General features: G+C 69.2%; 11 protein-coding genes. 6 read left to right on the top strand and 5 right to left on the bottom strand.

All coding sequences use genetic code 11. From position 1 onward, the window contains the following. Nucleotides 1-7 precede the first annotated feature (7 nt). The 3 genes from ACT54L_RS12435 to ACT54L_RS12425 form a co-directional block, all read right to left on the bottom strand. The gene (locus tag ACT54L_RS12435) at nt 8-2,521 is read right to left on the bottom strand and encodes a circularly permuted type 2 ATP-grasp protein (protein WP_476085900.1); all 2,514 of its coding nucleotides are present in this window, start codon (nt 2,519-2,521) and stop codon (nt 8-10) included. A gap of 873 nt (nt 2,522-3,394) precedes the next feature. Beyond that, the gene (locus ACT54L_RS12430) at nt 3,395-3,703 is read right to left on the bottom strand and encodes a DUF167 family protein (RefSeq protein WP_476085899.1); all 309 of its coding nucleotides are present in this window, start codon (nt 3,701-3,703) and stop codon (nt 3,395-3,397) included. 7 nt (nt 3,704-3,710) lie between these two features. After that, nucleotides 3,711-4,001: a YggT family protein gene (locus tag ACT54L_RS12425; protein WP_476085898.1), complete on the bottom strand. Its 291-nt coding sequence runs from the start codon at nt 3,999-4,001 to the stop codon at nt 3,711-3,713. A 335-nt stretch (nt 4,002-4,336) separates the two neighbouring features. On the opposite strand from ACT54L_RS12425, the gene ACT54L_RS12420 reads away from it, so the two are divergent. The 4 genes from ACT54L_RS12420 (at nt 4,337) to ACT54L_RS12405 (ending at nt 7,993) form a co-directional block, all read left to right on the top strand. Then, nucleotides 4,337-4,714 carry a hypothetical protein gene (locus ACT54L_RS12420; protein ID WP_476085897.1) on the top strand — a complete coding sequence of 126 codons (378 nt, stop codon included), beginning with the start codon at nt 4,337-4,339 and terminating at the stop codon, nt 4,712-4,714. 358 nt (nt 4,715-5,072) lie between these two features. Further along, the gene (locus ACT54L_RS12415; RefSeq protein WP_476085896.1) at nt 5,073-6,023 is read left to right on the top strand and encodes an acetyl-CoA carboxylase carboxyltransferase subunit alpha; all 951 of its coding nucleotides are present in this window, start codon (nt 5,073-5,075) and stop codon (nt 6,021-6,023) included. Nucleotides 6,024-6,248: 225 nt separating this feature from the next. Further along, a complete protein-coding gene (locus tag ACT54L_RS12410) occupies nt 6,249-7,652 on the top strand; it encodes a L,D-transpeptidase family protein (RefSeq protein WP_476085895.1) in 1,404 nt (467 codons plus the stop codon). Between the two features lie 149 nt (nt 7,653-7,801). Then, nucleotides 7,802-7,993 carry a hypothetical protein gene (locus ACT54L_RS12405; RefSeq protein ID WP_476085894.1) on the top strand — a complete coding sequence of 64 codons (192 nt, stop codon included), beginning with the start codon at nt 7,802-7,804 and terminating at the stop codon, nt 7,991-7,993. Between the two features lie 12 nt (nt 7,994-8,005). Here ACT54L_RS12405 and ACT54L_RS12400 read toward each other — a convergent pair whose 3' ends face one another. Further along, complete coding sequence (locus tag ACT54L_RS12400; RefSeq protein ID WP_476085893.1) at nt 8,006-9,007, bottom strand: NAD-dependent epimerase/dehydratase family protein; 1,002 nt, start codon at nt 9,005-9,007, stop codon at nt 8,006-8,008. A gap of 101 nt (nt 9,008-9,108) precedes the next feature. Between ACT54L_RS12400 and ACT54L_RS12395 the strand changes: the two genes are divergently transcribed. After that, nucleotides 9,109-10,008, top strand: a complete 900-nt coding sequence (locus tag ACT54L_RS12395; protein WP_476085892.1) for a LysR family transcriptional regulator — start codon at nt 9,109-9,111, stop codon at nt 10,006-10,008. Nucleotides 10,009-10,031: 23 nt separating this feature from the next. On the opposite strand, the gene ACT54L_RS12390 is transcribed toward ACT54L_RS12395, so the two are convergent. Then, a complete protein-coding gene (locus ACT54L_RS12390; protein WP_476085891.1) occupies nt 10,032-10,901 on the bottom strand; it encodes a transglutaminase family protein in 870 nt (289 codons plus the stop codon). A gap of 216 nt (nt 10,902-11,117) precedes the next feature. On the opposite strand from ACT54L_RS12390, the gene ACT54L_RS12385 reads away from it, so the two are divergent. Continuing rightward, nucleotides 11,118-12,296 (top strand): NAD(P)/FAD-dependent oxidoreductase, encoded by a 1,179-nt coding sequence (locus ACT54L_RS12385; RefSeq protein ID WP_476085890.1) that lies wholly within the window; start codon nt 11,118-11,120, stop codon nt 12,294-12,296. Nucleotides 12,297-12,372 lie beyond the last annotated feature (76 nt).

Genomic DNA, 12,372 nt, shown 5'->3' with positions numbered 1-12,372 from the left:
GGCCACCTCAGTTGGGTCCGTGCCATTCCGCTTCGGCGGCCGGCCCCTGGATGAAATAATGGGTGGAGATTTCGTCCGAGAGCAGCATCAGATCCTGCTCCAGGGCATCGAAATCCTCGAACTCGAACGTCTCGGCGCTGGAGGCGATAAGGTCCGCCCGCATGCGGGCGATGATGCGCTCCGAGAGAGGCGGCGGCTCGTCGGGATTGCGGCCCGGCAGCACCTGGAGATGGGCCGCCATGCGCTGCACCTGGAAGGCCAGGGAGCGGGGATTGTCCGGGTCCAGCAGCACCAGGTCCAGCACCGGCCCGCGCGCCTCCATGGTCACATAGCGGCTGCGATAGGTGATCTGGCTGTCCGCCAGTTGCAGCAGCACATCCAGCGCGCCGCTGGGCACGCCCGGCTCGGCGAAGGTGCGGGCATAGCGCAAGAGCACGATGGAGCGCTCGATGCGCCGGCCCATCTCCAGGAACCGCCAGCCGGTCAGCCGGTTCATGTTCTCCGAGGCAAGGCCCGAAAAGGCCGCGACGATGCGCAGCGCCGCGTCGGCCCGCTCATGGGCGTCGGCCTCCGAGGGGGCGGCGGGCACGGGGGCGTTGAGGCAACTTTCCAGGTCCACCAAGGCGCGCCAGGCATCGGGCGAGAATCGGTCGCGGATCACGGATGCGGCGGCGCGGGCCGAGCGCACCAATTGGGGCAGCCCGCCCGGCAGGTCCGGCCGGGTCAGGGCCGCCACGGCGCAGAAGCCGGGGGTCGCGCGGGCCAGATTGGCGGGCATGGCGCCCCAGGAGGACAGGAGCGAGAGAATCCGCGTGACGAGCGGGCTGGAGGACGATTCCGTCTCCGCCAGGCGCCCCACCAGCGCCCGCACCAGGCGCAGCGTCGCCTCCGTGCGCTCCACATAGCGCCCCAGCCAGAACAGATTGTCCGCCGAGCGGCTGGGCAGCGTGCCCGAGGAGCGGCGCACCCGCACATTGTCCGGGCTCGGCAGCAGGGACTGGGTGCCCACTTCCGTATCCGCCAGCACCCACACATCCGCCGAGCGATCGCCCCGCTGGATGGAAAAGGCGCGCGCGTCCAGGCTCTCGGCAATCCGGCAGAAGCCGCCCGGCATCACCGTCCAGCCGTCCTCGGTGGCGCACAGGAAGACGCGCAAGGTGAAGGGGCGCGGCACCAGCTTTTCGCCGGTCCACACCGGCATGGTGGACAGGCGCGCCACGTCCTGGCCGACGAGGTCCGAGCCCCGCCGCGCCATGAGAGCGGAGAGCCGCCGCCGCTCGGCGCCGGTCAAATCCGCCCCGAGCACCGAGCCCCGCGCGCCAAGCGCGCTCACCCGCTGGCCGAAGGCCGAGGTGAGGACGAGGGAATCCAGATTCTCCATCACCTGGGTGCGCTCGGCCTCCTGGCCGCACCACCAGGTGCCCACATGGGGCAGCGCCAGCGGGCGGCCGAGCAGGCGCACCGCAAGGCGCGGCAGGAAGGCCATGAGGGCGGGCGCCTCCACCAGGCCGGAGCCCAGCGCATTGGCCAGAACCAGGGCATTGTTGCGCACCGCCGAAACCAGGCCGGGCACGCCGAGGCGCGAGCGCGCATTCAGCTCCAGCGGGTCGGCGAAGTCGGAATCCAGGCGCCGCAGCAGCACGTCGATGCGCTTCAAGCCCGCCACCGTGCGCACGAAGGCGGCATCCGAGCGCACCGAAAGGTCCTCGCCCTCCACAAGCAGGAAGCCCAGATAGCGGGCGAGCAGGGCATGCTCGAAATAGGTCTCGTTGAGCGGGCCAGGGGTGAGGAGGCCGATGCGCCCCTCCCCCGTGCGATCCAGCTTGATGAGCGAGGTGCGGAAGGTCTGGAAGAAGCCGGCCAGGCGCTCCATGCGCATCTGCCGCGAGGTGTCCGGCAGGGCGCGGGTGAGGGCGAGGCGGTTTTCCAGCGCATAGCCGACGCCGGACGGCGCCTGGGTGCGGTCGGAGAGCACCCACCAGCGCCCGTCGGGCCCGCGCCCCACGTCGGCGGCATAGAAGCGCAGATAGCGCCCGCCCCGGGGTTTGACCCCCACCAGCGGCCGCAGGAATTCCGGGCTCCCGGCCACCGCCGCCGCCGGCAGCGCGCCCTGGCTGACCAAGTTTGCCGGGCCGTACAGATCCCTCAGCAGGCGGTCCAGGAGTTCCGCCCGTTCGATCAGGCCGGCGGAGAGCACTTCCCAGTCGGCCTTGTCCAGCAGCAGGGGCACATGGCTCAGCGACCAGGGCCGCTCCCGGCCGCCGCCATCGTCATAGACCCGGTAGAACACGCCGCTGTCGCGCAGGTAACGGTCGGCAGCATCGAAGCGGCGCCGCAACTCCTCCGGTCCGAGCTCGGCCAGGGCGGCCAGGAAGGGCGCCCAATGAGGACGGGGGCGGCCATCCGCATCCATCATCTCGTCGCGCACACCCGGCAGGGGGGCATAGGCGCCGACGAAGCTCGCCACCGCCGCCGCCGCAAAGGCCTCTGTCCGCTCTTCGCTGCCCGCCACCTGCCCCATCCCGCTTCCGATCCCCGGCGATCCCGCCCCTGTGACGGGCGCCCGTGGGAGCCCCATCCGCCGCCCGGTGGCCCCAAGTCCCGGGGTCGCCAGCCTAAAGTCCTGATTCAGAACGCGTCACGGATCGGGGCCACGCTTGAGACACCCCCCTCACCTGCCTTGGCCGCAGGTCGGGTCGGTGCGTCTCGCCGCGCACGCCCCACCCCGGCCGGCAGGCCGCCCGAGGCCTTGGACGCATTAGAACAGGTTCCGAAACAGGGGTGAAGAACCTTTTCTCGGCAAAATTGGCCAACCCATTGAATTTTCGCGCATTCCAGAATCGGCGTGGCGTCCGCGGCCGGTCGTCGGGGGCCGCCGCCCGCGCGCCCTCCCCCGGGGAATCACAGCCGCGGCGGATGGACGCACATGGCGCGCGGGGACCGCACGGCACGCCGCGGGGGCCCCGCGCGGGCGAGCCCCGGGAGCAAAGGGACCGCGCCATCTGCGAGACATTCGCGACTTCCCCAGCGGCATCTTGACCTGCATTTTATGCAAGGCTCACGCTTCAGACCGCGCGAGGGCGCGGCTTCGGAGCGCGGGGCAAAGCGTCCATAAAATACGTTCGGAATGCGCGTTTCACCGTGGCAGGACAGATGCGGTTTTCCGTCCCTTCGGGGAGGGAAAGCCGGAGGGGGGTGCGGTGCCGGCGCGTCAGGGCCGCTGCGTGCCGCGCCTCCCTCTTGGCCTGCCATACAAAGATCTACCAGGGCATGTCCGCGCCGGCGGGAGCGGGTTCGCATCCAGGCCTTGGGTCCAGCCCATGCACCGCCCAGCCACCCGCGGGAAAACGGCGCAGACCGCCGGCTTTAGGGGGGCCTCATTGCGGTCTGCAGATCAGGCGAGGCGCGTGATGAGCGCCGCCGCAAGGCCTTCGGCCGGCCCCTCCACGTGAAAGACCTTCAGCCGCGCCGTGGCGCCCGAGAGCAGGCGCACCCGCGCCGGTGCCACACCACAGGCCTGCGCCAGCACCTTGGCCACCGCCTGCGTGGCCGCGCCGTCCTCCGCCACTGCCCGCACCCGGATTTTCAGCACCTCGCGCCCGTCGGAGAGGCTGGCCACGCCATCCAACGCATCTCGCCCGCCCTTGGGGGTGGCGCGCACGCGCACCTCCAGGCCGTCCGCCCGCGCGGTCCAGAACGCCATGGCCGCGTCAGAAGACGTAAGGATAGATGTAGAGGCCGATCACCCGCTCGATGAAGAAGATGATGAGGATCAGCACCATGGGCGACAAATCGAGGCCGCCGAGGCTCGGCAGAATGGAGCGGATGGGCGCCAGCACCGGCTCGGTGATGCGAAAGATAAACTCGCCCACGGAGCGGACGAACTGGTTGTAGGGATTGACGACATTGAAGGCCACCAGCCAAGACAGCACGGCGGCGGCGATCAGCACCCAGACATAAAGCTGGAGCACGATCAGGATGACGTCGAGAATGGCGCGCATCGGCTGAAACTTCCTCGGCAGACTGGCGGCACGCGGTGGCCGGAGCCGCCCCGTTCGCGCATGCAATACCCCAACGGCGGCGCCCTTGAACAGTGCGAACCTCCATCCGGGGCAAGCGGCAGTGTTCCACACGAGGGTGGCGCGAGGGTGGCGCCCTCGTGTGGAACGGACCCGTCGCCCCAGGCGCGGCCCACGCACCGGCACGGCATGTTGAGGCCACAGGTCCCGCCTGCGTCCAATCAGCCGCGACACCGGATTGGGGCAGGATTAATCATTGATATTTTCCAGGCCCCTTGCAAAGGTCCCGCCCGCAAGTCAACGCCGCGGGGGCAAGGATGGGAAGACAATTAGAACTCAAAGTAGCCACCGTTATTCTTTCTCTTTTCGCTGGCGCGCTTTCTATTGACGCCGCATCAGCGCAGACCGGAAAGCGTGGTGAATTCACGATTCACAATGAAACGCCCGGGAATACGGTGGTCGGCTTCTATACAAATGACGGGACCGGCTGGAGCACCAACTGGCTGAGTCGGCCCCTCGGGCCCGGCGACAGCGCCGAACTCGAATTTACCAAGTCGGGCGGCAGCTGCCAGCAGACGCTGCGGGTGGGCTGGCGCGGGAAGTCCGGTGGCGAAGTGAAGGATGAACCCATTCGCATCGACATCTGCAAGGCCAGCAACGTGTACCTGCACGACAACGACATCTCATTCGATTGAGGACGTTGCGGCGAGAGACGGACCCGCCTCTCGCCATCGACCGGACGCGAGGACGGATCAGGGACGCCCAGTCCCCGCTCATGTGCCATAGGTGCGGGCAAGCCGGGCGGTATCTTCGACCGCAAGCCAGGGATGCAATCCGCCCCCACGGCACCGGCAGAGGCCAGGCTGACGCGCCTTTCACACGCGTCCATCTCAGATGCGCCATGTTTCGCCGTTAACCAACCAGCACAGCGTCCCCTGCGGACGCGGTGGCACACCGGGTTTGGCCCGGCTTGACACCTCCTCCTGCGGCGGGCAGCTTCCCGCCTCCCTTTCGGGAGCCCATTGCTCCCCCTCAGAACCTAAGCGGACAGGCATGCGCAGCTATTTGGACTTCGAGAAGCCGGTGGCCGAGCTCGAGGCGAAGGTGGAAGAATTGCGTGCCCTGTCCACCGGGGACGGCGTCGCCATCGCCGACGACGTGCAGCGCCTGGAGGCCAAAGCCGCCGAGGCCCTCGCCCAGCTTTATTCCAACCTCACCCCCTGGCAGAAGACCCTGGTGGCGCGGCATCCGCTGCGGCCCCATTTCGGCGATTTCGCCAAGGGCCTGTTCGAGGAATTCACGCCGCTGGCCGGCGATCGCAAGTTCGGCGAGGACGAGGCCATCATCGGCGGCTTCGCCCGCTTCCGTGGCGAGGCCGTGTGCGTGATCGGCCATGAGAAGGGCTCGACCACCGAGACCCGCATCCGGCACAATTTCGGCATGGCCCGCCCCGAAGGCTACCGCAAGGCCGTGCGCCTGATGGAACTGGCGGACCGCTTCAACGTGCCGGTGATCGCGCTGGTGGACACCGCCGGCGCCTATCCCGGCATCGGCGCGGAAGAGCGCGGCCAGGCGGAAGCCATCGCCCGCTCCACCGATGCCTGCCTGTCCCTGGGCGCGGCCAATGTGTCGGTCATCATCGGCGAGGGTGGCTCCGGTGGCGCCATCGCCATCGCCACCGCCAATAAGGTGCTGATGCTGGAGCACGCCATCTATTCGGTAATCTCGCCGGAAGGGGCCGCCTCCATCCTGTGGCGCGACACCGCCAAGGCCCAGGACGCGGCCACCAACATGAAGATCACCGCGCAGGACCTGCAGCGCTTCGGGGTGGTGGACACCATCATCCGCGAGCCGCGCGGCGGCGCCCATCGCGATCCCGAGGCCGCCATCCAGGCCACCGGCGATGCCATTTCCGAGGCCCTCTCGCAGCTGGCCGGCCTTGATCCGGCGGCGGTGCGCAAGGCGCGGCGCGAGAAGTTCCTGGCGATCGGTCGCACCCTTTAAGGTCCATCGCGCGGCATTAACCATGGCGCGCGAAAGCCGGGCGCAGGGATCGCCCCGCACAAGGATAGGATGCAATCATCCCATCTTGGCCGCATTTGCGCCCTTTGCTCCGGTGGTCGCGCCCCCGCTCTTCCCCTTTGGAGCGACTTGCGGTAACGACGTGGCAAGGTCGAGGAATCTAGACATGTCGCTCACCGCACCCGGAACGGATGTTGGAGTTCTGCGTTGAGCCGCCCGCTGCCCCTTCTCCCGCGTCTGCGCCTTGCCGCCCTTGCGGCGGTTGCCGCCCTCGCGCTCGCCGGCTGCAATGGCGAGAATTACGAAACCTCCGCCCGCGCCCGCCAGCCCCTGTCGTCCCAGACGCTCGCCCTCATTTCCGAGAAGGGAATGACGCCGCAGAGCCCCATCCTGGTGCGCATCTACAAGCAGGAAGCGGAGCTTGAGGTCTGGAAGCAGAAGACGGACGGCGAGTTCGCCCTGCTGAAGACCTATCCCATATGCCGCTGGTCGGGGGATCTCGGCCCCAAGGTGAAGGTGGGCGACCGCCAGGCGCCGGAGGGCTTCTATACGATCACCCCCGGCCAGATGAACCCGAATTCCAATTACTATCTGTCCTTCAATATCGGCTTCCCCAACGCCTATGACCGCGCCTACGGCCGCTCGGGCGACTTCCTGATGGTGCATGGCGATTGCTCGTCCGCCGGCTGCTATTCCATGACCGACGAGCAGATGGCGGAGATCTATGCGCTCGGCCGCGAGGCGTTCGCGGGCGGGCAGAGGGGCTTCCAGGTGCAGGCGCTGCCCTTCCGCATGACGCCCACCAACATGGCCAAGTATCGCAACAACCCCAACATGCCCTTCTGGAAGAACCTGAAGGAGGGCGTGGACGCCTTCGACGTCACCATGCGTGAGCCGAAGGTGAATGTGTGCGAACGCCGCTATGTGTTCAACGCCACGGCCGCGCCGGGCCGGGGCTTCGACGCCGCCATGGCCTGCCCCAGCTACACTGTCCCTGCCTCCATCGCCCAGGCGGTGCAGGCCAAGCAGCATGCGGACGAGCAGAAGGCGGCCGCACTGGCCAGCAGCGTTTCGGCCCCCTATAGCCGCGCCGGCATCGACGGCGGCATGCACCCCATCTTCCTGGCCAGCTACAAGGAAAAGAACCCCGGCCAGGAGTTGAAGACCATTCCGCCGGGTCCCGCGCCGGGCACCATGCCGGGCCGCACCACCAACCCGCCCCCAGTGGCCGACGACGGCTTCAGCCCCATCGGCTCGCCCGCCAATACCCATGTGACCACCAACACCTATGGCCGGTCCATGCTGGCCATGCGGCCGGCGGACGAGGGCGCCGCCGCGCCCGCGCCGGCGGCCACGGCTCCCGCGTCCGGCGGCCTGTCGGTGGCCTCTCTGCTGGGCGGCGGCGCGAAGGCGGAAGAAGCGCCTGACACGTCCGCCAGCATGGCCGCCTCCGCTCCCTTGCCCCAGCCGCGCCCCGCGACGGCCCCGAGCGGCTCCACCGCCTCGGTCTATGCCCCCGCCCCGCAGCAGACGGCGAGCCTGGCCACGGGCGGATTTGCCCCCGCAACCGACGGCTCGCTGACCACCGGCACCTTCACGCCCGCCCGCTAGGCCAGGTCCGCGCGAAGCCGGACCCGGCTCGCGTGAAGGACACCCGTCAAAACCATGCGATAGAGGGCTTCAGCGTTTCCACGAAACGCTGAAGCGCCCTACACTCTTCGCACCTCACCCCGTCCGCCACGGCTTCGGGAGCGTGCGTCATGTTTCTGGATGAAAAGATGCTGGGCCCGCGGCCCGAACCCATGCCCGAGCGGCCGCAGCGGCGGCTGTCGGCCCGGGGGGAGCGGGTCCTCCTTGCGATCCTGGCCTTCAACCTGTTCATGCTGCTGGCCGCGCCCATCGGTGGCGCGACCATCCTTGAGGGGCTGTTCGCGCTGCTCTTCAGCCGCTGACCGGCTCCCGCCTCACCGGGGGAGCGGCAAAGCGGAGGGGTCGCGGCATCCGTCCGCCAGCACGCCGAGCCCTGCGAGCGTGGCGCCCACCGCGACACCGAGCGATGTGTGCGGCTCCTCACCGAGGAAGGCCACCAGGCGCCGATTGTCGAGCCGGGCGGGCAATTGCCAGAGGGGCTTCATCTCCCGCAATTCCCGCATGGTCTCGTTGAAGGGCGCAATCAGCGCCAGCAGCCACCAGGGAAAGGCGCGCACCGGCACGGAGGGCGCGCCCGCCGCGCGGCGGATGGCGGCGATCATGGCGGTGCCGTCCGCGTCCCACTGGCCCTCGAAATGAAAGCGGGCGAAGGCGGGCAGCTCGCCCTCCCGGTCGGCGAGACGGGCGAAGGTCTCGGCCACATCCGGCAGATAGGCCCAGGCATGGCCGGCCCCGCGCGCACCGGGATAGAGGATGGACTTGAGCGGCTTGCCGGGCTTCACCAGGCCCTGCCCGAACCAGTTGTTGCCGGTGCGCGGCCCGAAATAATCCCCCGCCCGCAGGATGAGGGAACGCACGCCCCGCGCCGCCGCAGCCTCAAGGCGGGCCTCCATCTCAACGCGGATGCGGCCCTTGCGGGTTTGCGGCCGCTGGGGTGTCTCCTCCGCCAGCAGCGGATAGGCGTCCGGCCCGTAATTGTAGATGGTGCCGGGCAGGAGGATGCGCGCGCCGCTCGCGTCCGCCGCCGCGATGGTGTTGTCCATCATGGGCAGCACCAGGCGGTCCCAGGCGCGATAGCCGGGCGGGTTGACCGCGTGGACAATGAGGGCAGCGCCCCGGGCCGCCTCCACCACCGCATCGCGGTCCATGGCATCGCCCTGCACATAGTCCCAGCCGGCCCGGGCCGGGGCCTTGGAGAGGTCGCGCACCAAGGCGCGGATGGTCCAGCCGTGGCGGCCCAGCGCCAGAGCGGTTTCGCTGCCGACGCCGCCTTGGGCGCCGACCACGAGGGCGATGCGGGGGGAGACTTCAGTCATGGCGGCGTCCTTCGGATCACGGTTTCAACGTGACGCCACCATGCCCGGAGGCAGCCTCTCTATAAATTGACGAGAATGATTGATCGGCTAGTCTGTTTTTTATGAACCTACCGCATCTCGACGCCATCGACTGGGAGCGCCAGCGCGCCTTCCTGGCTGTCCTGCGGGAGGGGAGCCTCTCCGGCGCGGCGCGGGTGCTGGGGGCCGCCCAGCCCACCGTGCGGCGGCGGATCGAGGATCTGGAGCGGCAATTGGGCGTCGCCCTCTTCACCCGCTCCCCCGCCGGCCTCACCCCCACCGCGCTCGCCCGCGAATTGGCCGCCCCGGCGGAGGCCATGGCGGCGGCGGCCGCCGCTTTCGCCCGCACCGCCTCCGCCGAGGCGGGCGCCATGGCGGGCACGGTGCGCATCACCGCCAGCGAGGTGATCGGCATGGAGGTGCTGCCGCCCCTCCTGGCGCGGGTAAGGGAGGCCCATCCCGGCCTCGTCTTTGAGCTGGCGCTCACCAACCGCAACGAGGATCTGCTGGCCCGCCAGGCCGACATTGCCGTGCGCATGGTGCGCCCCGTGCAGGAGGCGCTGGTGGCGCGGCGGGTGGGGATGATCGAACTGGGCCTGCACGGCCACACCCGCCTCCTGGAGGCCTGGGGGCGGCCGGCGAGCCTGGCCGAGGCCAAGCGCCTGCCCCTGGTGGGCTATGAGACCGAAACCGCCGCCGTGCGCGCGTTCAAGGCTTTGCACGGCATCGATCTGTCCCCCGACGACTTCGCCTTTCGCGCCGACAGCGACCTGGCGCAACTGGCTGCCATCCGGGCGGGACTGGGGATCGGCATCTGCCAGGTGGGCCTTGCCGCCCGCGATCCCCAGCTGGAGCGGGTGGTGCCGGACCTCGCCTTTGCCCTGGAGACCTTCGTGGTCACCCACGAGGACCTGCGCGACGTGCGGCGCGTGCGGCTGGTGTTCGACGCCTTGGTGGAGGGCCTCACCGCCTATGCGGGGTAAGGGCCGCCTCACCCCGCCTCGCCTCACCACGCCGGCGTGACGGCCACCTCCACGTCCAGGCCCTCGAACACATTGTTGTTGCCGAGGAAGGTGCCGGAGATGGGATTGGCAAGATCCATGGTGCGGGCCACCGCCACCGGGATGAGGTCGCCCCCCGCCACCGTGCCATTGGTGGGATCGAACGCCACCCAGCCCGCGCCGGGCAGGAAGACCTCCGCCCAGGCATGGGTCGCCCCCTGGTCCTGCGGGCCGAAGGGAATGCGATTGGGCGTGAACAGATAGCCTGACACCAGCCGCGCCCCGAAGCCCAGCCGCCGTGCCGCCTCGGCGAACAGCACCGCATAGTCCCGGCAGGAGCCGAAGCCGAGATCCAGAGTCTCCAGCGGCGCCTGGGCACTCTCGAGGGTGCGGATCACATAGCGCAGGCGTTGGGAGATGCCGGCATTGAGATCGGCCAGCAGGGCCAGCGTATCGGTGCCCGGCCCGGCCACAAAGCTCTGGGCGAAGGCCATGAGGCGCCCGTCCGGGTCCGGCGTATGGAAGGAGGTGAGGTGGCCGAGGTCCGCCCACTCCGCGTCGCAATAGCGGAAGGGATAGGTGGCCGCCTCCGGCGCCAGGGCCGTGCGCGGCGGGCGGGGATCGGACAGTTCGACGGTGGAGAGCGCCTGGACGGACAGCCGGTTGGTGGGCGCGGGAAAGGCCACCGTGGCCAGGCCATTCCCGAACACGTCGGCACCGAAAGAGAGCTGGCCATAGGGGTCGGTCAGCACCTGGTGGCTGAGGAGGCGCAGGTTCGCCCCCTCCCGCGGCCGCAGCAGCAGGCGATGGGGGCACAGGCGCACCGGCTCGCTATAGCGGAACGTGGTCCGATGGCTGATCCTCAAGGTGACCAAGCGGCGCCCTCCCCTGTGGGACGGCGCACGGCCAATCCGATTGGTTCGGCGCGCGCTCGACCCTGACTTGCATCATATAGGCATGCGATGGCGCCGGACGCATGCATTCCGTGCACGGCAGAGCCGGCGCTTATATGGACTTGGCGGTTGTCTCCCCGCCCCCGCATCGGCCATAGCTGGGGGATCAGGGCGAACAGAACAGCAGAGACCTTCCAGATGGCCGACACCTATGACGTGGTGGTGGTGGGGGGCGCCGCGACCGGCAGTTCCACCGCCTATCACCTGGCCGCCGACCCCGCCTTTGGCGGCCGCGTGCTGGTGGTGGAGCAGGACCCCAGCTACCAGCGCTGCGCCTCCGCCCTCTCGGCGGCCTCCATCCGCCAGCAATATTCCACCGCCATCAATGTGGACATCTCGCTTTACGGCATCACCTTCCTGCGCGAGATCGGCGAGCGGCTGGCGGTGGACGGCGACCGGCCCGAAATCGGCCTGAAGGAAGGCGGCTATCTCTTCCTGGCCACTGCGCGCGGCGAGGCGGCCATGCGCGCCTCCAACGCCCTCCAGACCGGGCGCGGCGCCGACATCGCCTTGCTCGATCCCGAGGCGCTGGTCGCCCGCTTCCCGTGGCTGAGCACCGAGGGCATCGCGCTCGGCAGCCTGGGGCTGACCGGGGAAGGCTGGTTCGACGGCTATGGCCTCATGCAGGCGTTCCGCAAGAAGGCCCGGTCGCTGGGCGTGACCTATGCCGCCGCCCGCGCCGAAGGGCTGGAGATGAGCGGCGGCCGGGTCACCGGCGTGCGCCTCTCAGATGGGCGGACCATCTCTTGCGGGGTGGTGGTGAATGCCGCCGGCGCCGGCGGAACGGAACTGGCCCGTTCGGCCGGCGTGGAGATCCCCGTCGCCAACAAGAAGCGGATGATCTTCACCTTCACCTGCGCCGATCCGGTGACGGACTGCCCGCTGATGATCGACCCCACCGGCGTCTATGTGCGCCCGGAGGGCACCGGCTTCCTGTGCGGCACTTCCCCGCCGGAGGACGAGGACCCCGACAGCACCGATTTCGAGGTGGATCACACCTTCTTCGAGGAGCGCATCTGGCCGGTGCTCGCCGAGCGCGTGCCCGCCTTCGAGCGCATCCGGCAGGGCCGGGCCTGGGCCGGGCATTACGACATGAACCTGTTCGACCACAACGCCATTCTCGGCGCCGCGCCGGGCGTGGACAATCTGTTGCTGGCGAACGGTTTTTCCGGCCACGGCCTGCAGCAGTCGCCGGCCGTCGGGCGGGGGCTGGCGGAGCTGGTCACCTATGGCGGCTATCGCAGCCTGGACCTGTCCCCGCTCGCCTATGAGCGCCTGACCCGCGCCGCGCCCTTGCTGGAGACCGCGGTCGTCTAGAGCATGCGCCGATCAGATGGCATCGCCATCTGATCGGATCACGCATTCTCTATCAATAGTTTAGAGGGCGATTCAC

The sequence above is a fragment of the Aquabacter sp. DMC10 genome (assembly GCF_056314145.1).
This window is presented reverse-complemented; position numbering and strand designations above follow the sequence as displayed.

Excerpts from the sequence above, each read along its gene's own strand:
- ACT54L_RS12430 (WP_476085899.1), bottom strand. The coding sequence starts at position 3,703 with ATGGCGTTCTGGACCGCGCGGGCGGACGGCCTGGAGGTGCGCGTGCGC.
- ACT54L_RS12435 (WP_476085900.1), bottom strand. The coding sequence starts at position 2,521 with ATGGGGCAGGTGGCGGGCAGCGAAGAGCGGACAGAGGCCTTTGCGGCG.
- ACT54L_RS12425 (WP_476085898.1), bottom strand. The coding sequence starts at position 4,001 with ATGCGCGCCATTCTCGACGTCATCCTGATCGTGCTCCAGCTTTATGTC.
- ACT54L_RS12385 (WP_476085890.1), top strand. The coding sequence starts at position 11,118 with ATGGCCGACACCTATGACGTGGTGGTGGTGGGGGGCGCCGCGACCGGC.
- ACT54L_RS12420 (WP_476085897.1), top strand. The coding sequence starts at position 4,337 with ATGGGAAGACAATTAGAACTCAAAGTAGCCACCGTTATTCTTTCTCTT.
- ACT54L_RS12405 (WP_476085894.1), top strand. The coding sequence starts at position 7,802 with ATGTTTCTGGATGAAAAGATGCTGGGCCCGCGGCCCGAACCCATGCCC.
- ACT54L_RS12400 (WP_476085893.1), bottom strand. The coding sequence starts at position 9,007 with ATGACTGAAGTCTCCCCCCGCATCGCCCTCGTGGTCGGCGCCCAAGGC.
- ACT54L_RS12415 (WP_476085896.1), top strand. The coding sequence starts at position 5,073 with ATGCGCAGCTATTTGGACTTCGAGAAGCCGGTGGCCGAGCTCGAGGCG.
- ACT54L_RS12395 (WP_476085892.1), top strand. The coding sequence starts at position 9,109 with ATGAACCTACCGCATCTCGACGCCATCGACTGGGAGCGCCAGCGCGCC.